This window comes from Aurantimonas manganoxydans SI85-9A1 (assembly GCF_000153465.1).
Taxonomy (GTDB): Bacteria; Pseudomonadota; Alphaproteobacteria; order Rhizobiales; family Rhizobiaceae; genus Aurantimonas; species Aurantimonas manganoxydans.
Genome location: NZ_CH672387.1, coordinates 941,060 through 961,083, shown reverse-complemented (window position 1 = coordinate 961,083; position 20,024 = coordinate 941,060). Strand labels below are relative to the sequence as shown.

Sequence of the window (20,024 nt, the reverse complement as noted above, 5' to 3'; positions counted from 1 at the left end):
AGGGGATCTCCGGTTGCAGTTAGGTCTCGCAACCCAAGCCTAACCGGAAACCGCTGGTGACCACCGCGCCGCCAATCTCGTCCTACAGCGCGATGAAAGGCGCGGACGAGATTGGCGACGCTATCGCCGAGCTACACCACCTATGGGGACACGACCCCAACGCATTCCTGAAAGCTGACGTCCCTGCACTTCGTTAGTCCCGTCGGGACAGTCGCGATCGGTACTTCCTGGCCTTACGCACCTCCTTTACGACTTGTTGAGTCGTGCATCGGCATCGTCTCGTCCGGAGACATGGTCCACAGACCAGTCAGCGGAGTTCGTTTGGACTATCTTCTGCTCAAATATCTGCATGTGATCGGCGCGATCGTCCTTCTCGGGACCGGAACAGGGATCGCCTTCTTCATGCTGATGGCGCACCGCTCGAAGGACGCGGCCTTCGTTGCGCGCACGGCGGGTGTCGTCGTCACAGCCGACATGGTGTTTACCGCCACCGCGGTGATTGCCCAACCGGTCACCGGATACGGTCTCGCTGAGATGACGGGGGTTCCCCTCTGGGAGGGCTGGCTGGGGCTGGCACTCATTCTCTACGGCGTGGCCGGTGTCTTCTGGCTGCCGGTGGTCTGGATACAGGCGCGGATGCGAGATCTCGCACGGGATGCGGCACGCGCCGGACGGGAGCTTCCGCCGGCCTATCACCGCCTCTACCGTATCTGGTTCGTCCTAGGCATTCCGGGCTTCGGCTCTGTCCTGACGATCCTGTGGCTGATGATCGCGAGGCCGGCGCTGTGACCCTCGAGGCGCGCAGACCCATCGTGGCCGTACTCGGCGCTTCGGGTCTCATCGGCGAAGCGCTCTGCACGTTTCTGATGTCGCAGGACCACGAGGTCATCCCGGTGGCGCGACGCTTCACGCCCGTTCAAGTAGCCGCGTGGGGCGGACGATTGATGCGCTTCTCGCTGGTCGACGCGGATACAGCAGGCCTCCGCGCCTATCTCGCCGCGACGGGGGCGGACGTCTTCGTGAACTGCGTCGGGGTCCTTCAAGACGCGCCGGGTTCGCCCGCCGCGACCGCCAATCTCGATTTCGTGGCACGCCTCGTCGAAGCTCTTCACACGCAGGACGGGCGTTCGCCGCTTCTCGTCCACGTCTCGATCCCCGGCTCGCCGGAGGATGATCGGACGGAGTTCAGCTTGGGCAAGCGGGCGGCTGAGGCGACGATCGGCAGTTCCGGCCTTTCCCATGTGATCCTGCGTCCGGGCTTCGTCGTCGCCGATGCGGCTTATGGGGGCAGTGCCCTCATGCGATCCCTCGCCGTTCTTCCCTTCGATCTGCCAGAGCATCTAGCCGAACGTCCCTTCGCGGTGACCGCTGTCGGCGACATCGGACGCACCGTCGACTTCCTTCTGGACCAATGGCACGCGGGACGCTGGAGTTGGCAGGCGCGCTGGGACGTGATGGACGACGAGCTGACGACCGTGGGCGATGTACTGGCTGGGCTCGCGGCGCGTTTTGCCGGGCCGCGGCGCCGGGTCAGGGTTCCGAGTTGGCTGCTGACGACGGCGGCGCGCGCCGGCGACGTCGTTTCGCTATGGGGCTGGCGCCCTCCGGTTCGCTCCACCGCTCTCGCCGAGTTGTGCCGCGGCGTGACAGGCGACGCGACGAGCTGGCGCGAGGCGACCGGTCTTGCTCCCTTGTCTGGTCCGACCACTCTTGGCGCGATTTCGGCGACGGTACAGGAACGCTGGTACGCACGCCTCTACTTGCTGAAAGCCCTTATCGTCGGCATCCTCGCTTTGTTCTGGATCGCGTCCGGCGGCATCGCAATCTCCGTCGCCTTCGATCCGGCGGTGAAGATCCTGACCGATCATGGCTTCGGTTCTTTACCTGCGACCGTCGTCACGGTGGCGACGAGCCTGATGGATATCTCGATCGGCATCCTGATCGGTAACAGGCGGACCTGCCGCATTGGCTTGCTGGGAGGGATAGGCCTGTCCCTATTCTACATGATCGGTGCGGCCGTCCTGACACCGGACATGTGGATCGAACCCCTGGGCGCGCTCGTGAAGACGGGGCCGGCGATCGTTTTGATGATGGTGGGGCTGGCGGTGATTGAGGACCGTTGAGCGGCAGCTTCTTTCATCGAAAGGCGCAAGAGCCGACCGTCTCTTTTCCACCCAAAACCGCCTTTTCGCTTCCCGTTCTGAACCAGGCCCCGGGTTTGGCGCGGTAGATGGCCCTTGCCGCCTTCCCCCTTACTCCAGCGCGTCGCCCCAGTCGAGGCGGCGGGCGGTGCGGAAGAGCTCGCCCTCGCGCTTGGTGACCAGCCGGTCGTTCAGCGATCCGTCGTCGTTGCAGAGCTTGAGGGTCACCTTGCCGCTGCCCTTGCGGGCCGGCGCCAGCACCCGGGCCGCGGGCGGTGCGGCCGGCGTGCGGGCCACCGCCAGATAGGCGTATTTCTCGTCCTCGAAGGGCACCGTGGCGCTCTTGGCCAGCCGGTGGGTGCGCGTGCGCTCCACCCGCTCGGCGAAATGGCACCAGTCCGGCGCCGTCACCGGACAGGCCCTGGCATGCGGGCACGGCGCGACGATCTCCGCCCCCGCCTCCAGAAGCGCATCGCGTGCCAAGAGGATGCGCTGCCAGCCCGCCGGCGTGCCCGGTTCGACGATGAGCAGCACCCCCGCCGTCAGCCGCCAGAGCGCGGCCATCAGCGGCGCCAGCTGCGCCGGCGCCAGTTCGTCCAGCACATAGCCGAGCGTCACCAGATCGGCCGGCGCGCGCGCCGCCAGCGCCGTGGCGAGGTCGCCGCGCACCCAGTCGACATGCAGGGCCTCGCCCGCGTCCACGTCCGCCGTGTCGGCAAAACCGTCCCGCGTCAGCGCCTCGCCGACCGCCATGGCCGGCGCGCTCGCCTCCACCAGCGTGGCCCGGGTCAGGCCGGGATAGGCGTCGCGGGCGGCAAACAGCGCCGTGCCGGGCCCGGCTCCCACGTCGAGCAGCGACACCGGCACGAAATCCGGCCGCCGTCCGGCCACCGCGTCGAGGCTCGCCCGGATCGCCGCGAAGGTCGCCGGCATGCGCGCCGCCAGATAGGCCAGCACCGCCGCCTCGCCGTCCAGATGCTGGCGCCCGTCGCGGGTTTCGGCCCGGTAGCGCTGGCTCAGCCGCGAACCGGCGAGGCGCAGATCGTCGAAGGATTCCGCGTCCAGGCGGTCCGCCAGCGCCGCGCGCAGGGTCGGGGGAAGCTGCATGGGGCTGTCCTGCCTCCGCAAGAATGTCGTATCGGCTGCGTCATGAAACCGACAAGCCCTTCCCCGATAGGTCCGGCTTGTCCGCCGGCGCCCGCTTCCGCGGCGCGCTGCACACTTTCAATTGTCACGGAAACGTTCTAGCGGCTTGCCCGAGCACTCCGTGACGATGACCGGCTCCGAGTTGAACCGAAGGAATTTCGCAAATGGCCCAAGAGAACCATCCGATCCACGCCAAGATCACCGGTCCGGTGGTGATGATCGGTTTCGGCTCGATCGGCAAGGGCACCCTGCCGCTGATCGAACGCCATTTCGACTACGACAAGAGCCGCTTCACGGTCATCGACCCCAACGATGCCGACAAGCAGATGCTCGACGAGCGCGGCATCCGCTTCGTCAACGAGGCGGTGACCCGCAAGAACTACGAGGAACTGCTGACGCCGCTGCTCACCGAGGGTGAAGGCCAGGGCTTCTGCGTCAACCTGTCGGTCGACACCGGTTCGCTGGATCTCATCAAGCTATGCCGCAAGCTCGGCGTCCTCTACATCGACACCGTCGTCGAGCCGTGGCTCGGCTTCTATTTCGACGAGAGCCTGTCGAACGCCGACCGCACCAATTATGCGCTGCGCGAGACCGTCCGCAAGGAGAAGCGCAAGAACCCAGGCGGCACCACCGCCGTCTCCTGCTGCGGCGCCAATCCGGGCATGGTCTCCTGGTTCGTCAAGCAGGCCCTCGTCGACGTGGCCACCAAGGTCGGCCTGGAATTCACCGAACCCACCTTCGACGACCGCGAGGGCTGGGCCAGGCTGATGAAGAAGGCCGGCGTCAAGGGCATCCATATCGCCGAGCGCGATACCCAGCGCACCAAGAACCCGAAGCCGATGAACGTCTTCTGGAACACCTGGTCGGTGGAAGGCTTCCTGTCGGAAGGCGTGCAGCCGTCGGAGCTCGGCTGGGGCACCCACGAGAAGTGGATGCCGAAGAACGCCCGCACCCACAAGAAGGGCAACCAGGCGGCGATCTATCTCGAGCAGCCGGGCGGCAACACCCGGGTGCGCACCTGGTGCCCGACGCCGGGGGCCCAGTACGGCTTCCTCGTCACCCACAACGAGTCGATCTCGATCGCCGACTTCTTCACCCACCGCAACAAGGATGACGAGGTCACCTACCGGCCGACCTGCCACTACGCCTACCATCCCTGCAACGACGCGGTCCTGTCGCTGCACGAGGTGTTCGGCGCCGCCGGCAAGTTCCAGCCGGTCCACCACGTCCTCGACGAGAACGAGCTGGTCGACGGCGTCGACGAGCTCGGCGTGCTGCTCTACGGCCACGACGCCAATGCCTACTGGTACGGCTCGCAGCTCTCGCTGGAAGAGACCCGCAAGCTGGCTCCCTATCAGAACGCCACCGGCCTGCAGGTGACCTCGGCGGTCATGGCCGGCATGGTCTGGGCGCTGGAGAACCCGGAAGCCGGCATCGTGGAGTCCGACGAGATGGACTACAAGCGCTGCCTGGAAGTGCAGTCGCCCTATCTCGGCCCGGTCAAGGGCTACTACACCGACTGGACCCCGCTGACCGATCGTCCGGGCCTCTTCCCCGAGGACCTCGACGAGAAGGACCCCTGGCAGTTCCGCAACATCCTGGTGCGCTGATCTCCGCCACCCCGCCTGACCATTTCCAGCCGCCGGCAGTCATCTGCCGGCGGTTTTTCTTTGCGCGCCGTATGTCGGAGCACGGGGTGACAGGCGAATCGCCCGCCCCGGCGGCGCGTTTCAAGCCATGATCGACCGAAACAACGCGTCATCCACCCGCAAGTCGTTCTTCCGGCTGCCTTATCCCCCGTTATTTTCCCATACGGAAATGCGCCATATGCTCCGGTCGAAATGTCGAGAAACCGGCGATTTCCACCGCTTTTTCGCAGCCCTGCCGCAAAATCGGCGTTGCGATCGTGTCGCTTGAGCAATCTTCACCACGCGGATGCCGCAGAACGAGACGCCCGGTACTTGCTTTTCCGCTTGAATATCCAAGGTTTGACCGTCCGGGTGGGAGTTTGTTGCGTCACCCGACGAAAATCGGCAGAGCGGCCCGGGCCGTTCTCCGCTCGGAGCAGTTCATGGTCGACACGGCAGTCACGCGTAGGATCGTCGAGGAAGTGATGGAAGCGGTGATGGCGGGAGCGGCGGGCTCCATCGCCCGTCACTTCGTGCCTGGCGCCATGGTGTCCCAGCGCAGCAATGCCGCCATGTCGGACGCGCCGTGGTTCGGCCGCATGGAGGGCGAGTTCCGGCTGCAGGGAGAAGAGGAGGCGCGCGCCTTCTTCGACGAGATGCTGAAGCGCACCACCTACATCTCCTATGATCTGCGCGGCATCGTCTGCGAGGACGACAACGCCGCCAGCCGCTGCGACTGGACGCGCCGCGACGAGAAGACCGGCACGCTGATCACCGGCACCACCATGTACTGGTTCGCCTTCACCTCCGACGCGCGGATCCGCTCCATCGAGACCATCGGCTCGATCCATTCGGTCATTCCCCTGCGCAAGGCCGAGAAGGTCGACTGAACCGTCCTTGTGCCCGTGGTTGCCGTCATGACAGCCGTTTCAAATTGGGATAGCGTGGCACGCGTCTCAAAGCGTTGCGGCGGCGCGGTGCCGTCCCCACGCGAACATTGTTGCCTTAGCGGATCGGCAGTCGCCGGAGTGCCGCATCAGTATCGAGGTCGTATCATGCGCCGTATCGCCGTCACCCTCAGCCTCGCCGCGTTTGCTCTGGGCGCCTGCCAGAGCGAGCGGGCCCAGATGTCGCGGCCGCTGCCGCAGGCTAACGCCTATCAGGGCGTCGAGGGCCGCTGGGCCTCCACCGGTGGCCCGATCGCCTACACCGCGGTGTTCCAGAACGGCCGCTTCACCTCGGCCGAGCGCGATACCAACGGCCTCCTGGCCGAGGGCAACTACACCTCGAGCGGCGCCTCGCGCATCCAGCTCAACTTCACCTCGGTCGCCCGCGGCGTCCAGATCGCGGCCAACTGCAACCATGGCGGCGGCACGATGGTCTGCACCTCCTCGGACGGCTCGACCTTCCGTCTCGCCCGCGCCTGAAAATCGGTCGCACCCTGATCGTATCGCCGGCGGTTCCAGCCGCCGGCAATCCTCCCTATATGGCCTTGCACGAGGTCGGTCCGGGCGCCCAGCGCTGCCCGGCGTGTTCTGCCGTGGACACGAGCGACCGCCCGCCACACGATGCAAGGACCTGCCGATGAATGCCCTGACCAAGACCATCGCCGAACGCTCGATCGGCCCCCTCCCCGAGGGTCATCCGCCGGTGAAGCAGCCCAAGGTCGGCGTTCTCCTGGTCAATCTCGGCACGCCCGACGGCACCGACTTCAAGCCGATGCGCCGCTATCTGAAGGAGTTCCTCTCCGACAAGCGCGTCATCGAATGGCCACGCGCCGCCTGGTACCCGATCCTCTACGGCATCGTCCTCAACACCCGCCCCAAGAAGTCCGGCGCGGCCTATGCCGAGATCTGGAACACCGAGCGCGATGAATCGCCCTTGCGCACCTTCACCCGCGCCCAGGGCGAAAAGCTCGCCGTCCGCATGGCGGGCGACGCCGGCGTCGTCGTCGACTGGGCCATGCGCTACGGCAAGCCTTCCATCGCCGAGCGCACCGACGCGCTGATGGAACAGGGCTGCGAGCGCATCCTCGTCTACCCGCTCTATCCCCAATACGCCGCCTCGACGACCGCCACGGTCAACGACAAGTTCTTCGAGCACATGATGGGCAAGCGCTGGATGCCGGCCGTGCGCACCGTGCCCGCCTATCACGACGAGCCGGTCTATATCGACGCCCTCGCCCGCTCGATCGAGACGCATCTGGCGACGCTCGACTTCGAGCCGGAGCGGGTGATCTGCTCCTATCACGGCATTCCGCAGAGCTATTTCCGCAAGGGCGATCCCTATCACTGCCATTGCCAGAAGACCTCGCGGCTCCTGGAAGAGCGGCTTGGCTGGCCCAAGGGCCGGCTGATGACCACCTTCCAGTCGCGCTTCGGCCCGGAAGAATGGCTGCAGCCCTATACCGACAAGACCGTCGAGAAGCTGGCGCAGGAAGGCATCAAGGACATCGCCGTCCTCAATCCCGGCTTCGTGTCCGATTGCCTGGAGACGCTGGAGGAGATCGCCGGCGAGGCGGGCGAGATCTTCCACGAGGCCGGCGGCCGGAACTTCGCCCATATCCCCTGCCTCAACGACAGCGAGCCGGGCATGGACGTCATCGAGGCGATGGTCCGGCGCGAACTGCGCGGCTGGATCGACTAGCTACCCACGCAAGAATGGCCCCGTTCGGCAAGCGAGCGGGGTCGCGCATCCGGCGCGGTCTCCAGCGATGTTCGAAGAGGAATGCGGCCCTTCGTGGTGCCGCGGCCGGGCTAGATGTTGAGGCCTTCGCTCTGCATCTGGGTTGCCGCGTTCAGCGGCCCGATCAGCCAGGTCTCGGAATAGGGCTTGTCGACGAAGCCGATCGGCCTTGCCGCCAGCGCCTCGGTCACCATCGCCTCGCCGATGCCGGCGCTGACGAACAGCGAGGGGATGTCATGCTCCTCGCGCAGCCATTTCGCCACCGCCACGCCGTTCGGTCCGCGCCGCAGGCGGACATCCACCACGGCGACATCCACCGCGCCGGCCGCGATCTCGTCCATGACCTGGAAGAAGTCCTTGGCAATGCCGACGACCTCATAGCCATTGTCCTCGAGCATGACCCTCAGATCGATGGCGATCAGAAGCTCGTCTTCGACGATGAGAACCCGGGGTCGTGCCAGTCGCGCCATGCCATTCCCTTTCGTCAACCGGGAAAGGAAGCGCAGATATCCGGATCGGTTCCCTCCCGTTCCGGCAATATGTGTATTTTTATGGAACAGTTGGCGAACGTCGGCAGGCTTTGCACAGATTTCGGCAAAACCGCCACGCGAAGACCATCAGGTGACACGTATGACGCGTCGGCCACTCTCTCGTTTATACTAAGTAACACTGATATCCCGGATCCGCCTTGCGTTCCGCTTCCGTCTCCCCTGATATGCGGCCATGGCCGGATGCGACCCAGCAGGATGCGGGACGGTCACGGCAGCGGAGGTTTTTCATGTTCGCAGGCGATTTCCTGTCGGGAACGGGCATCCTTGTCCTCGTCGTGCTGTTCGTCGCGGTGCTCGTCCTCCTGTCGACGATCAAGATCGTCCCGCAGGGCTACAATTACACGGTCGAGAATTTCGGCCGCTACACCCGCACCCTCACCCCCGGCCTCAACATCATCGTGCCCTTCATCGAGCGCGTCGGCCGCAAGCTCAACATGATGGAGCAGGTGCTGGACGTGCCGACCCAGGAGGTCATCACCCGCGACAACGCGTCGGTCGCCGCCGACGGCGTCGCCTTCTACCAGGTGCTGGACGCCGCCGCGGCCGCCTACGAGGTGTCCGGGCTGGAGAACGCCATCCTCAACCTGGTGATGACCAATCTGCGCTCGGTCATGGGCTCGATGGATCTCGACGATCTCCTGTCCAACCGCGACGCGATCTCCGAGAAGATCCTGCGCGTCGTCGATCAGGCCGCCAACAGCTGGGGCATCAAGATCACCCGCATCGAGATCAAGGACATCAACCCGCCCAAGAACCTCGTCGATTCCATGGCCCGGCAGATGATGGCCGAGCGCGAGAAGCGGGCCGAGATCCTCGAGGCCGAAGGCTCGCGCAACGCCGCGATCCTGCGCGCGGAGGGCGAGAAGCAGTCGCAGATCCTGCAGGCCGAGGGCCGCCGCGACGCCGCCTATCGCGAGGCCGAGGGCCGCGAGCGCCTGGCCGAGGCCGAGGCCACTGCCACCCGGCTGGTCTCCGACGCCATCGCCGCCGGCGACGTCCAGGCGATCAACTACTTCGTCGCCCAGAAATACACCGAGGCGCTGGGCAAGCTGGCCTCCGCGCCCAACCAGCGTGTCGTCCTGATGCCGCTGGAGGCCTCGTCGCTGATCGGCTCCATCGCCGGCATCGGCGAACTCGCCCGGGCGACCTTCGGCGACGATGCCGCCGCCGGGGCGCGGCCCCAGGCCGGCCCGACTGCGGGCAAGTCGCGCACGCGGGTTCCCACCGCGCCCTATGGCGGCAGTGAGGGCTGAACGACATGCCTGAGGTGCTGATCGATTACGGCTGGTGGATTCTCGGCCTCGTGCTGCTCGCCCTTGAGGTCGCCGCGCCCGGCGTCTACCTGCTGTTCTTCGGCATCGCCGCGCTGATCGTCGGGATGAACGTCTTCGTCCTCGGCACCGGCTGGTTCGGCTGGCAGCAGCAGATCATCGCCTTCATCGTCCTGTCCGTCGCCGCGGCGCTGCTCGGACGCCGCTGGTACGGCAACAAGAGCGTCGCCGGCGATGGCGAACGGCTGAACAGGCGCACGGCCCGGCTGGTCGGCCGTCAGGCCGTCCTGACCGAGGCGATCGTCGACGGCCGTGGCCGGATCGCGATCGAGGACAGCTGGTGGAGCGTCACCGGACAGGACATGCCGGCCGGCGCCCATGTCCGGATCACCGGTGCGGACGGCTCGGTGCTGGTGGTCGAACCCGCGCCCTGAGGACGGGCGGGATCGTCAGGCGACGCCGATCCGCAACAGGTCGTGCATGTGGACGATGCCGACCGGACGCCGGTCGCGCACCACCATCAGCGCGGTGATGTTGGACGAATTGACCATCTCCAGCGCCTTGGCGGCCAGGGTCTCCGGCGTGATCGTCTTGGGGTTGGCGGTCATCACCGTGTCCACCGTCTGGGCCAGGAGGTCCGGGCCGAGATGGCGGCGCAGATCGCCGTCGGTGACGATGCCGATCAGGCAGCCGCCCGCGTCGACCACCGCCGCACAGCCGAAGCTCTTGCGCGACATCACGATGATCGCCTCGGCCATGGTCGTGCCGGAGGCCACCAGCGGCAGCGCCTCGCCGACATGCATCAGGTCGCCGACATGGACGAGGCTGGCGCCCAGCTGCCCGCCGGGATGGAAGACGTGGAAGTCGCCCGGCGTGAAGCCCCGGCGCTCCAGCAGCGCCACCGCCAGCGCGTCGCCGAGCGCCGCCTGCAGCGTCGTCGAGGAGGTCGGCGCCAGGCCGTGCGGGCAGGCCTCGGCCACCCGCGGCAACAGCAGCGCCACATCCGCCTCGCGCGCCAGCGTCGAGCTCGGCCGCGAGGTCATGGCGATCAGCGGCAGCTTGAAGCGCCGCGTATAGGCGACGATGCCCTTCAGCTCCGTCGTCTCGCCGGACCACGACATGGCCAGCACCGCGTCGTCGCGGCCGATCATGCCGAGATCGCCGTGATTGGCTTCGGACGGATGCACGAAGAAGGCCGGCGTGCCGGTCGAGGCGAAGGTCGCCGCGATCTTCGCGCCGATATGGCCGCTCTTGCCCACGCCGGTGATGATCAGCCGGCCGGTGATCTCCGCGATCAGGTCGAGCACCCGCTCGAACGGCTCGGCCATCTCGGCCTCGAGCAGCGCCGCCAGCGCGCGCAGGCCGTCCGCCTCGGTGGTGACGGTGCGAACCGCCGACTGCGAACCGGGTTTCGGGGCGGTGGACTGGGGCATGGATTGGGCGATCACGACGCGGGGAATCACTGTTTTGTTGCAAGATGTGGCGACCAATGACCAGTTCGGTCCGGCCAAAACAAGGCATGTGACGCGCAAACCCCGGTGTTGCGGGGCCCCGCGGAAAATATCAACGAATCCTTAACCATGAAAATTTACGCTTTCGCAACCGGCGCGGACAAGGCGCGGGCAATGAGAGCGCAGGCAAACCGAGATGCCGTCCATCCCCCGTCGATCCGCACGCATGATCGCCGCCACCGCCCTTCTGGGCGCGGCCGGTATCGGCGTCGGGCTGCCGGGTCTGCCCAACACTCGTCCCGCTTTCGCCCAGTCATCCCAGCAACCGCTGTTTCCGGAACTGCGCACCGACGGCACCCGCGCGGCCACCCCGCAAGCCTTCGACCCCTATGATCTCAGGGCCGCACCGCTGACGCGCGGCACCCGCATCGACCCGTCGCTCATCGACCGGCTGGAGCAATCCGGCGACACGCCGGGCGACGATCGCCGCGATCCCGCCGGCACAGACGCCGGCCTCCTGCCGCCCGATCCGCGCGACGCCACGGACACCGACGACGCGTCGTCGCAGGAGTTCGATCTCTTCAGCGGCCCCGCCGCCGCGCCGCAAGGCCGCGCCGCCACCAGCCGCCCGGCAGCGCCCGTCCGGAGCTTCGATCCCGAGCCCGAGGCGGCCGATGTCGCGGACGAGGCCCTCGCCGAAGACCCGCGCGACGCACCGGCCTTCTCGGCCCGGCCCCGCGCCGGCGGACCGGCGGGTGCGGTCCGCGCCGTTGCGCCCCGTAATCCGCCTCTGGCCGCCGGCATCGCCGACGAGGCGCCCGCCGTCGACAGCCCGCTGCGCACCAGCCGGACCGTCATCACCCCCGAGCGCGCACCGGTCACCGCGAGCGACACCGATCCCTTCGCCCCGCTGGGCGTGCGCGCCGGCCGCTTCATGCTCTATCCCGAGCTGATCCAGACCCTCGGCGCCTCGACCAATATCGACGACGCGGTCGACGGCGAAAGCGGCATCTTCTCGGAAACCACGATCTCGGCCCGGCTCCTGTCCGACTGGTCCCGCCACGAAGCCGAGCTCAACGGCAGCCTCACCTATCGCCGCAACTTCGCCGGCGACACGCCCGAGGATCCCCGCGCCGCCCTCGACGGTCGCCTGCGCCTCGATCTCGACCGCTTGACCACCGCCACCCTGCGCGGCGCCATCGACTATGCCCGCGAGGACACCGTCGACATCTCCGACAGCTTCGTCGGCACCGACCAGGCCGACCGCCTGCAGGGTTCGCTCTCCGGTCAGCTCGAACGCCGCTTCGGCCGCCTCGTCGTCAGCGGCACCGGCACCCTCGCGCGCACCGCCTATGCCGACCTGCCGGCCGGCGCCATCGACCAGGACTACACCACCCTCACCGCGACGCTGCGGACCGGCTACGAGATCTCGCCCGCCATCATGCCCTTCGTCGAGGCGAGCCTCGGCCGGCGGCTCTTCGATGTGCCCGGTGAGGAAGCCGACGGCGCCTTCGACCGCGATGCCCTGCTGCCGGCGCTGCGCGGCGGCGTCGCCCTCGATTTCACCGAGAAGCTGCGCGGCGAAATCGCCCTCGGCTATGCCTGGAACCGCCCCGACGACGATCGCGGCGAGGTGACGAGCGCGCCGACGCTGGACGCCAGCCTCGTCTGGTCGCCGCAGCGCGGCACCGAGGTCACCACCGCCCTGCGGACCCGCTTCGAGCCCGAGAGCTCCGGCCGCGCCACCACCGTCGCCTACGAGGGCTCGCTGGGCCTGCGCCATGCTCTCGACACGCGCACCGAGCTGACCGCGACGGCGCTGGCGGAATTCAGCAATTCCACCATCCCCGGCGACGACGAGACGCTCCTGACCGGCGAGGCCGGCTTCACCTACTGGCTGCACCGCGGCTTCGCCGTTACCGGCCTCTACACCCATCGCCAACTCTACACCGACGACGGCACCGGCGATTACGGCTCCGACACCCTCCGCATCGGCCTGAAACTGCAACGGTAGGGGCGCATGGCGCGGGGTGGCGTGGGGGACGGTGTCGATCCAAGCCCTTCACGGGCCTTCAGCCTTACCTTGAGAGCGCACCCTCGTTCTGCGAAACAGAATAATAAAACCCTGATTCAGCGCATCGAGAGTTCTCGGCTCGTAGCCGTCTTCTGTTTCGGAGGCTCTGCGCCGCGCCAACGACGAAACCGATTGATAATGCTATTTCGCAGCTCTTTTTCGTATTGATTCAGCGAGCTCCTGGGCCGTTGAACTGTCTTCAGCGTCAATACACGTAGCGGTATAGTCATACTCAGCCAGATAATCATCCATTTGCCGTTCGCGCTGATAGAGCCCCGCTATAGCAATCGCAATTATACTTGTGATAAATTTTTGTCCATCTTCTGCAATGTAGATGCGTCTAAGATTATCGTCTTGATGGGAAAAATTAGCCGTAATGCACTCTTGCGCACAATGTATTATTTCTACTTCTGTTATAAGGGAGCTAACCCCTATATTGCTCATATCTTTTTTGGAAATCTCGTCGCCTATTTTTAACTCAAGCTCGTCTACGGCGCAGATGTAAGCGAACGGCTTTCCTGGATTATCGGGTTTGGACGGCACTGGCGCAATTACGTCGACTAATCGATCTCCGAGTTTACCGCTAAACTGACTGCATATTATTGCTTGATCATATTCCTGCGTACTTTGAGCGAACAAAATTGCTACCTTGCTAACTCCCTTGGCGAAATATGGTGATTTAGAATGTATCTCTGCGTCATACTTCGATTTATCCGACAACTTCAATGTATCGCACTGCTTTGCAAGTTGCGCGGCAAGTCCTATTTCGTAAATTTCCTGCGGATCTTGAGAAAAAGCGGGGGTAGCGTAAAGCGCCAGCGCGATTGAATAAATATAAGCTGTCTTCGACATGATTCTCCCCTGTTTGCGCGCGCCGCGAGAATTCCCCCTTGCGCGGCAGCTATCTCACATTACGCTGCGGTTGAATCAGTCGCAATCAAGTATTCCTGAAACAGGATTGCCAATTCCGGCTCGAGCTTTCCCTGATCATCAATGTCCGTCTACGTCTCGGCTCGGCTGACACCTGCCATTCCTCTTCCCATCCAAGCCGGTCATACGGTTGCCGCCACCGCGCCCCAACCGCCCGACACAAAAACGCCGGCGGCCGCCCCTCAGGGCCACACCGCCGGCGCGTTCTACCGTCTCTACAGTGCCGCTATTCGGCGGCCTTCGCCGCGTCCTTCGGCTTCACCGTGTCCATCAGCCGCTCCATGTTGCCGATGACCTTGTCGCGGATGTCCGGGCGCCACAGGGCGAAGGCGACATTCGCCTCGATGAAGCCTTCCTTCGAGCCGCAGTCGAAGGTGCGGCCGTGGAACGGATAGGCGTAGAAATCCTGCTGGTCGGCCAGCTTCAGCATGCCGTCGGTCAGCTGGATCTCGTTGCCGGCACCCTTCTCCTGGGTCTCCAGGATGTCGAAGATCTGCGGCTGCAGGATGTAGCGGCCGGAGATGTAGTAGTTCGACGGCGCCTCGGCCGGCTTCGGCTTCTCGACCATGCCGTCGAGGCGGAAGCCCGAGCCCACCTCCTCGCCGCGCCCGACGATGCCGTATTTGTCGGTCTCCTGCGGGTCGCACTGCTCCACCGAGATGACGTTGCCGCCGGTCTCCTCGTAGAGCCGCACCATCTCGGCAAGGCAGCCCTTCTCGGCCTGCATGATCATGTCCGGCAGGAGCAGCGCGAAGGGCTCGTCGCCGACGAGGTCGCGCGCGCACCACACCGCATGGCCGAGGCCGAGCGGCGCCTGCTGGCGGGTGAAGCTGGCCGTGCCGGGCTTCGGCTGCAGCCGGTCCAGAAGGTCGAGCTCGGCCGTCTTGCCGCGCTCCGCCAGGGTGTTCGACAGCTCCACCTGGATGTCGAAATAATCCTCGATGACGCCCTTGTTGCGTCCCGTGACGAAGATCAGGTGCTCGATCCCCGCCTCGCGCGCCTCGTCGACCACATACTGGATCACCGGCCGGTCGACGACCGTCAGCATCTCCTTGGGGATCGACTTGGTCGCCGGCAGGAACCGCGTGCCGAGGCCGGCCACCGGAAACACCGCTTTTCTGACTTTCTTCATTCTCCAACCGTCCCCATCGTTCGCTGATAACAGTGTTCGTTGATGCCAAAGTGACGACCGCGGGCCGCCCGGCACGCTGCCGTGACGCAGTGCCCGCCGCCATTTTGCCGTGAAATAGCGGTTTATTCCGGTCCTGCCAGACCACGATCGCCGGCTCGTCGGCAATGGCGGCCCGAGCGCCGGCGTGGTGAACGATCGCTTAACGAGATGCGTCTAGCCTTGCGCTTCGCGCAGCGACCCCATCCGAGGAGAAGACATATGCAACGAGCCTCCGCAATCCGGCAGACATGGCTGGGCTCGATCCTTCTGGCGCTTGTGCTGGCGTTTGCCGCGGCAGCTCCGGCCTCGGCCGATGCCGGTTTCCAGCGCTGGATCGCCGATTTCGAATCCGTCGCCGCCTCCAACGGCATCAGCCGCGACGTCTACCGGGCTGCCTTCAAGGGCGTCACCTCTCCCGATCCCGACGTCGTCGAGAAAGCCCGCTACCAGCCCGAATTCCGCTCCACCGTCTGGGACTATCTCGACAACCGCGTCAATGACGAGCAGGTCGCCAAGGGGCGCCAGATGGCGGCCAAATACAAAGACTGGCTCGACCGGATCGAGAAGCGCTTCGGCGTCGATCGCAACATTCTTCTGGCGATCTGGTCGATGGAAACCAATTACGGCGCCATCCTCGCCCGCGACGACGTCATGAAGAACCTGCCGCGCTCGCTGGCCACCCTTGCCTATCTCGACAAGCGCCGGGCCAAGTTCGCCCGCCAGCAGCTCATCGCGGCGCTGAAGATCGTCCAGGCCGGCCACGTCGCCCCGGGCGACCTCACCAGCTCATGGGCCGGCGCCATGGGCCACACGCAGTTCATCCCGACCAGCTACCTCGCCTATGCGGCGGACATCGACGGCGACGGCCATCCCAACATCTGGGGCTCGATCCCCGACGCGCTGGCCACCGCCGCCAACCTCCTGCGCAAGAACGGCTGGCAGACCGGCAAGACCTGGGGCTACGAGGTCGAGGTGCCGAGCCAGTATCGCGGCAAGCTGGAGCGCGACAATCGCAGCCTATCCCAGTGGCAGGGCCTCGGTTTCTCGCGTCCCAACGGCAGCGGCTTCGCCTATCCGTCCGACCGCGCCAACCTCGTCCGGCTCGCCGGCGACAGCGGCCCGGCCTTCCTGATGTCGAAGAACTTCTTCGTCCTCAAGAACTACAACAACTCCGACAAATACGCCCTCGCCGTCGGCCTCCTGGCCGACCAGATCGCCGGCTATCACGGCCTCTATCGCGACTGGCCGCGCGGCTACACGCCGCTCTCCACCAACGAGCGCTACGAACTGCAGAAGCACCTCGCCTCGCGCGGGCTGTATGACGGCAAGATCGATGGTAAGATCGGCGACGGATCGAAATCGGCGATCATGGCGTTGCAGGGTCGGGCCGGTCTTGCCCAGGATGGCAACGCCTCCAAGGCGCTGCTCGACTTCCTGCGACGCAACTGACGGGCCGCGGCGCAAACGAGAGAACGGAGACCCCGATGGCGGGAGCTCGACACGGCAGCAGTCCCGCAAGGGGCTGGCTCGCCAGGATGATGGTCGCCGCGCTGGCGGCCATTGCCGTTTTCGTCACGGCGGTGGTGCCGCAATCGGCGGCCTACGCCCAGCAGCGCCCGCGCACCGTCCTGGAAATGCTGTTCGGCAACCAGACCCGCGAGGCTGCGCCGCCCCGCCGCGTCATCCGCAAGCGCGCCGCCCCGCGCAAGCAGCGCACCCGCCGCTCGCGCTCCTCCTCTTCCTCCTCCTCCCGGCGCAGCAGCCCGTCCCGCACGCCGGCCGCCCCCGCAGCCGCCGCCGCGCCGGACAAGAACGACACCGCCCAGATCGTCCTCGTCGTCGGCGACTTCATGGCCGACAGCCTCGCCAAGGGCCTGTCCGACGTCTATGCCGACAATGCCGACGTCGTGGTCAAGGCCCGCGCCAACGGCTCCTCCGGCCTGGTGCGCGAGGATTACTACAACTGGCGGACCAGTCTCGGTCCGATCATGGAGGAAGAGAAGCCGGCCGTCGTGGTGATGATGATCGGCTCCAACGACCGCCAGCAGATCGACACCGGCAGCGGCAGCGCGTCGCTGCGCTCCGATGCCTGGGTCGCAGAGTACCAGAAGCGCATCGCCGCCATCGCCGGCACCGCGAAGGAGAAGAACGTCCCCCTCGTCTGGGTGGGCGTGCCGTCCTTCAAGTTCGATCGCATGAGCGAGGACATGATCTTCCTCAACGATCTCTACAGCAAGGGCGTGGCCAGCGTCTCCGGCGAGTTCGTCGATGTCTGGGACGGCTTCGTCGACGCCAATGGCGGCTTCGTCTATTCCGGCCCCGGCGTCAGCGGCCAGAAGGTGCAGCTGCGCGGCTCCGACGGCATCACCATGACCGGCGACGGCGCCGACAAGCTGGCCTTCTTCGCCGAGCGCGCCATCACCAAGCGCCTACGCAACCCGGCGGCCCCCGGAACCGCCTTCTCGCTCAGCGAGGAACAGCTGCCCAACATGCAGCTGCCGCCGATCAGCAACGCCGCCAACGCCGTCACCGCGGCGCCGGTCGCCCTCGACGATCCCTCCCTCGACGGCGCCGACCGGCTGCTGGGTGCCGGCACGGTCCAGGGCTTCTCGCTGGAGCCCTCGCCGCGCGACCGACTTGTCCTCAACGGCAACAGCACCGGCAACATCGCCGGCCGCGCCGACGACTTCGCCTGGAACGAGAAACGCGCCGCCGTGTCGCCGGGCGGCCCGCCCATCGCCTATCGCGGCTCCCTCGACCTCAACAAGCTGCGCGAAAGCGACGGCATCGAGCCGCCGGAGGAAATGCCCTCCATCCTCGACGCCATCATCGAGGACTGGTCCCGCTCCAACGACGAAGCCAGCGGATCGGCGCCGCAGGGGTAAGCGGCGACACGCGTCACCGACGGCCAGCCGAAGCGCTACGTCGCGGCCCCTGGGCAGAGCCACGCCCCCGGCGACAAGCCGTCCCCTTCAAACAAGGTCGTCATCCTCGGGCTCCGACCCGAGGACCCATGCCTCGCTGCCGATGCCTCCTACTTCGCCAACGGCAAACCAACCAACGCCCTGCAGCAGCCAACCGCCACCGCACAGATCAACTTAACGATTTGGCATGGGTCCTCGGGTCAAGCCCGAGGATGACGCGCGGAGGGGGCAACGCCCCAACTTGCAGCGTCGCACTGCGAAGGATGCGGCGTGGCGTAGACGCGCGGAGAGGGAGTGACACCTCCTGCAGCGAAGCCAGCGGCACCATCCCGCAGGGGTAAGCGGTCGCGGCAAACACTACCGTCGGCCAACCGAAGCTCCGCGACGCAGCAGCCGATAGAGCCACGCCCCCGGCGATAGAGCGCTGCCCCTCAAACAAGGTCGTCATCCTCGGGCTCCGACCCGAGGACCCATGCCTCGCCCTCGGCGCCGTCCGCTCCCTCGAGGGCCAAGCCGCCGGGCGACGACGCATCGCCGCCCTACCGCGGCAGCGTCGTGGCGCCCATCAGGTCGAGATCGATGGCGCGGGCCGCCTGGCGGCCTTCGCGGATCGCCCAGACGACCAGCGACTGGCCGCGGCGGCTGTCGCCGGCGACGTAGAGCTTGTCGACAGAGGTCAGGTAGCCGAGATCGTCGGCGGCGATGGAGACATTGCCGCGGCGGTCGGTGTTGGTGCGCAGCGCCTCGCCGACATCGCTCATGAAGCCGGTCTCGGACGGCCCGGCAAAGCCGATGGCGATGAAGGCGAGATCGGCCTTGATGACGAATTCCGTGCCGGCGATCGGCTTGCGGGCCTCGTCCACCTGGGCGCATTTCACGCCGGTCAGGACGCCGTCCTCGCCGACGAATTCGAGCGTCGCGATCTGGAACTCGCGGATCGCGCCCTCGGCCTGGCTCGACGAGGTGCGCATCTTGGTCGCCCAGTAGGGCCAGACTTCCAGCTTGTTCTCGGTCTTGGGCGGCTGCGGCCGGATGTCGAGCTGGGTCACCTTGACGGCGCCCTGGCGGAAGGCCGTGCCGACGCAGTCCGAGGCGGTGTCGCCGCCGCCGACGACGACGACATGCTTGCCGCCGGCCCAGATCTCCTCGCACGGCCAGCCGACGCTCTCGACCGGCTCGCTGCCGACCCGGCGGTTCTGCTGCACCAGATAGGGCATCGCGTCGTAGACGCCGGACAGGCCGTTATGCGGAATGCCGCTGTCGCGCGGCCGCTCGGAGCCGCCGCAGAACAGCACCGCGTCGTAGCTGGCGCGCAGCTCCTCGACGGTCTTGTCGACGCCGACATTGACGCCGCAGAAGAAGGTGACGCCCTCGCCTTCCATCTGCTCGACGCGGCGGTCGATCCAGTGCTTTTCCATCTTGAAGTCGGGAATGCCGTAGCGCAGCAGGCCGCCGGGGCGGGACTCGCGCTCATAGACATGCACCGCATGGCCGGCGCGGCCGAGCTGCTGGGCCGCGGCGAGGCCCGCCGGGCCCGAGCCGATCACCGCCACCGTCTTGCCGGTCTGCTGCTTGGCCGGCTGCGACCGGATCAGGCCCAGCGCGTAGGCCTTGTCGGCAATCGCCTGCTCGACGGTCTTGATGGCGACCGGCGCGTCTTCCAGGTTCAGCGTGCAGGCTTCCTCGCAGGGCGCCGGGCAGATGCGGCCGGTGAACTCCGGGAAGTTGTTGGTCGAATGCAGGTTGCGGGCGGCCGTCTCCCAGTCGCCGGAATAGACCAGATCGTTCCAGTCCGGGATCTGGTTGTGCACCGGGCAGCCCGTCGGCCCGTGGCAATAGGGGATGCCGCAATCCATGCAGCGCGCCGCCTGCTTGCCGACTTCCGCGTCGGACATCGGCAGGGTGAACTCGCGAAAATGGCGGATTCGATCGGACGCCGGCTGATACTTCTGCGTCTGCCGATCGATCTCGAGAAATCCGGTGACCTTACCCATACCCACTCCAACAGTCTCTTGTGCGGGCTTCAGTGCCGCACCCAATGCTCGACGTCCA

General features: G+C 66.3%; 17 protein-coding genes. 11 read left to right on the top strand and 6 right to left on the bottom strand.

Annotation, left to right across the window (positions count from 1 at the left end):
• Window positions 1–291 precede the first annotated feature (291 nt).
• Together SI859A1_RS04555 and SI859A1_RS04550 are read left to right on the top strand one after the other, a co-directional pair.
• Complete coding sequence (locus SI859A1_RS04555; RefSeq protein ID WP_009208675.1) at window positions 292–789, top strand: DUF2269 family protein; 498 nt, start codon at window positions 292–294, stop codon at window positions 787–789.
• Window positions 759–2,123, top strand: a complete 1,365-nt coding sequence (locus SI859A1_RS04550; RefSeq protein WP_050767434.1) for an SDR family oxidoreductase — start codon at window positions 759–761, stop codon at window positions 2,121–2,123. The genes SI859A1_RS04555 and SI859A1_RS04550 overlap by 31 nt, the downstream gene beginning before the upstream one ends.
• A 129-nt stretch (window positions 2,124–2,252) precedes the next feature.
• Here SI859A1_RS04550 and SI859A1_RS04545 read toward each other — a convergent pair whose 3' ends face one another.
• Window positions 2,253–3,248, bottom strand: a complete 996-nt coding sequence (locus SI859A1_RS04545) for a small ribosomal subunit Rsm22 family protein (RefSeq protein WP_009208673.1) — start codon at window positions 3,246–3,248, stop codon at window positions 2,253–2,255.
• A gap of 203 nt (window positions 3,249–3,451) precedes the next feature.
• On the opposite strand from SI859A1_RS04545, the gene SI859A1_RS04540 reads away from it, so the two are divergent.
• From SI859A1_RS04540 to hemH, 4 genes are all read left to right on the top strand, one after another.
• Window positions 3,452–4,897 carry a homospermidine synthase gene (locus tag SI859A1_RS04540; protein WP_009208672.1) on the top strand — a complete coding sequence of 482 codons (1,446 nt, stop codon included), beginning with the start codon at window positions 3,452–3,454 and terminating at the stop codon, window positions 4,895–4,897.
• A 461-nt stretch (window positions 4,898–5,358) separates the two neighbouring features.
• Window positions 5,359–5,805 (top strand): nuclear transport factor 2 family protein, encoded by a 447-nt coding sequence (locus SI859A1_RS04535; RefSeq protein WP_040325260.1) that lies wholly within the window; start codon window positions 5,359–5,361, stop codon window positions 5,803–5,805.
• 165 nt (window positions 5,806–5,970) lie between these two features.
• Complete coding sequence (locus tag SI859A1_RS04530; RefSeq protein ID WP_050767433.1) at window positions 5,971–6,342, top strand: Omp10 family outer membrane lipoprotein; 372 nt, start codon at window positions 5,971–5,973, stop codon at window positions 6,340–6,342.
• A 157-nt stretch (window positions 6,343–6,499) separates the two neighbouring features.
• Window positions 6,500–7,561 carry a ferrochelatase gene (gene hemH / locus SI859A1_RS04525; protein WP_009208669.1) on the top strand — a complete coding sequence of 354 codons (1,062 nt, stop codon included), beginning with the start codon at window positions 6,500–6,502 and terminating at the stop codon, window positions 7,559–7,561.
• A gap of 110 nt (window positions 7,562–7,671) precedes the next feature.
• On the opposite strand, the gene SI859A1_RS04520 is transcribed toward hemH, so the two are convergent.
• Window positions 7,672–8,070: a response regulator gene (locus tag SI859A1_RS04520; RefSeq protein WP_050767432.1), complete on the bottom strand. Its 399-nt coding sequence runs from the start codon at window positions 8,068–8,070 to the stop codon at window positions 7,672–7,674.
• A gap of 326 nt (window positions 8,071–8,396) precedes the next feature.
• Between SI859A1_RS04520 and SI859A1_RS04515 the strand changes: the two genes are divergently transcribed.
• Together SI859A1_RS04515 and SI859A1_RS04510 are read left to right on the top strand one after the other, a co-directional pair.
• The gene (locus SI859A1_RS04515; RefSeq protein ID WP_050767668.1) at window positions 8,397–9,404 is read left to right on the top strand and encodes an SPFH domain-containing protein; all 1,008 of its coding nucleotides are present in this window, start codon (window positions 8,397–8,399) and stop codon (window positions 9,402–9,404) included.
• A 5-nt stretch (window positions 9,405–9,409) separates the two neighbouring features.
• Window positions 9,410–9,856: an NfeD family protein gene (locus SI859A1_RS04510; RefSeq protein WP_009208667.1), complete on the top strand. Its 447-nt coding sequence runs from the start codon at window positions 9,410–9,412 to the stop codon at window positions 9,854–9,856.
• Between the two features lie 15 nt (window positions 9,857–9,871).
• Here SI859A1_RS04510 and SI859A1_RS04505 read toward each other — a convergent pair whose 3' ends face one another.
• Window positions 9,872–10,855 (bottom strand): KpsF/GutQ family sugar-phosphate isomerase, encoded by a 984-nt coding sequence (locus SI859A1_RS04505; protein ID WP_040326277.1) that lies wholly within the window; start codon window positions 10,853–10,855, stop codon window positions 9,872–9,874.
• Window positions 10,856–11,099: 244 nt separating this feature from the next.
• Here SI859A1_RS04505 and SI859A1_RS04500 point away from each other — a divergent pair, with 244 nt between their 5' ends.
• A complete protein-coding gene (locus SI859A1_RS04500) occupies window positions 11,100–12,887 on the top strand; it encodes an outer membrane beta-barrel protein (protein WP_040325258.1) in 1,788 nt (595 codons plus the stop codon).
• Window positions 12,888–13,088: 201 nt separating this feature from the next.
• Here SI859A1_RS04500 and SI859A1_RS21300 read toward each other — a convergent pair whose 3' ends face one another.
• Both SI859A1_RS21300 and galU read right to left on the bottom strand, forming a co-directional pair.
• Window positions 13,089–13,799, bottom strand: a complete 711-nt coding sequence (locus tag SI859A1_RS21300) for a hypothetical protein (RefSeq protein WP_009208664.1) — start codon at window positions 13,797–13,799, stop codon at window positions 13,089–13,091.
• A gap of 304 nt (window positions 13,800–14,103) precedes the next feature.
• Window positions 14,104–15,009 (bottom strand): UTP--glucose-1-phosphate uridylyltransferase GalU, encoded by a 906-nt coding sequence (galU, locus tag SI859A1_RS04495; RefSeq protein ID WP_009208663.1) that lies wholly within the window; start codon window positions 15,007–15,009, stop codon window positions 14,104–14,106.
• 258 nt (window positions 15,010–15,267) lie between these two features.
• Here galU and SI859A1_RS04490 point away from each other — a divergent pair, with 258 nt between their 5' ends.
• Both SI859A1_RS04490 and SI859A1_RS04485 read left to right on the top strand, forming a co-directional pair.
• The gene (locus SI859A1_RS04490; RefSeq protein WP_040325256.1) at window positions 15,268–16,497 is read left to right on the top strand and encodes a lytic murein transglycosylase; all 1,230 of its coding nucleotides are present in this window, start codon (window positions 15,268–15,270) and stop codon (window positions 16,495–16,497) included.
• A gap of 35 nt (window positions 16,498–16,532) precedes the next feature.
• Entirely contained in the window at window positions 16,533–17,933 is a 1,401-nt protein-coding gene (locus tag SI859A1_RS04485; protein ID WP_009208661.1) for an SGNH/GDSL hydrolase family protein, read from the top strand.
• Between the two features lie 578 nt (window positions 17,934–18,511).
• Here SI859A1_RS04485 and SI859A1_RS04480 read toward each other — a convergent pair.
• On the bottom strand, window positions 18,512–19,966 hold the full coding sequence (locus SI859A1_RS04480) for a glutamate synthase subunit beta (protein ID WP_009208660.1): 1,455 nt from the start codon (window positions 19,964–19,966) through the stop codon (window positions 18,512–18,514).
• Window positions 19,967–20,024 lie beyond the last annotated feature (58 nt).

Coding starts and splice junctions, on each gene's coding strand:
- SI859A1_RS04555 (WP_009208675.1), top strand. CDS start 292: ATGGTCCACAGACCAGTCAGCGGAGTTCGTTTGGACTATCTTCTGCTC.
- SI859A1_RS04545 (WP_009208673.1), bottom strand. CDS start 3,248: ATGCAGCTTCCCCCGACCCTGCGCGCGGCGCTGGCGGACCGCCTGGAC.
- SI859A1_RS04540 (WP_009208672.1), top strand. CDS start 3,452: ATGGCCCAAGAGAACCATCCGATCCACGCCAAGATCACCGGTCCGGTG.
- SI859A1_RS04535 (WP_040325260.1), top strand. CDS start 5,359: ATGGTCGACACGGCAGTCACGCGTAGGATCGTCGAGGAAGTGATGGAA.
- SI859A1_RS04530 (WP_050767433.1), top strand. CDS start 5,971: ATGCGCCGTATCGCCGTCACCCTCAGCCTCGCCGCGTTTGCTCTGGGC.
- hemH (WP_009208669.1), top strand. CDS start 6,500: ATGAATGCCCTGACCAAGACCATCGCCGAACGCTCGATCGGCCCCCTC.
- SI859A1_RS04520 (WP_050767432.1), bottom strand. CDS start 8,070: ATGGCGCGACTGGCACGACCCCGGGTTCTCATCGTCGAAGACGAGCTT.
- SI859A1_RS04510 (WP_009208667.1), top strand. CDS start 9,410: ATGCCTGAGGTGCTGATCGATTACGGCTGGTGGATTCTCGGCCTCGTG.
- SI859A1_RS04505 (WP_040326277.1), bottom strand. CDS start 10,855: ATGCCCCAGTCCACCGCCCCGAAACCCGGTTCGCAGTCGGCGGTTCGC.
- SI859A1_RS04500 (WP_040325258.1), top strand. CDS start 11,100: ATGATCGCCGCCACCGCCCTTCTGGGCGCGGCCGGTATCGGCGTCGGG.
- SI859A1_RS21300 (WP_009208664.1), bottom strand. CDS start 13,799: ATGTCGAAGACAGCTTATATTTATTCAATCGCGCTGGCGCTTTACGCT.
- galU (WP_009208663.1), bottom strand. CDS start 15,009: ATGAAGAAAGTCAGAAAAGCGGTGTTTCCGGTGGCCGGCCTCGGCACG.
- SI859A1_RS04490 (WP_040325256.1), top strand. CDS start 15,268: ATGCAACGAGCCTCCGCAATCCGGCAGACATGGCTGGGCTCGATCCTT.
- SI859A1_RS04485 (WP_009208661.1), top strand. CDS start 16,533: ATGGCGGGAGCTCGACACGGCAGCAGTCCCGCAAGGGGCTGGCTCGCC.
- SI859A1_RS04480 (WP_009208660.1), bottom strand. CDS start 19,966: ATGGGTAAGGTCACCGGATTTCTCGAGATCGATCGGCAGACGCAGAAG.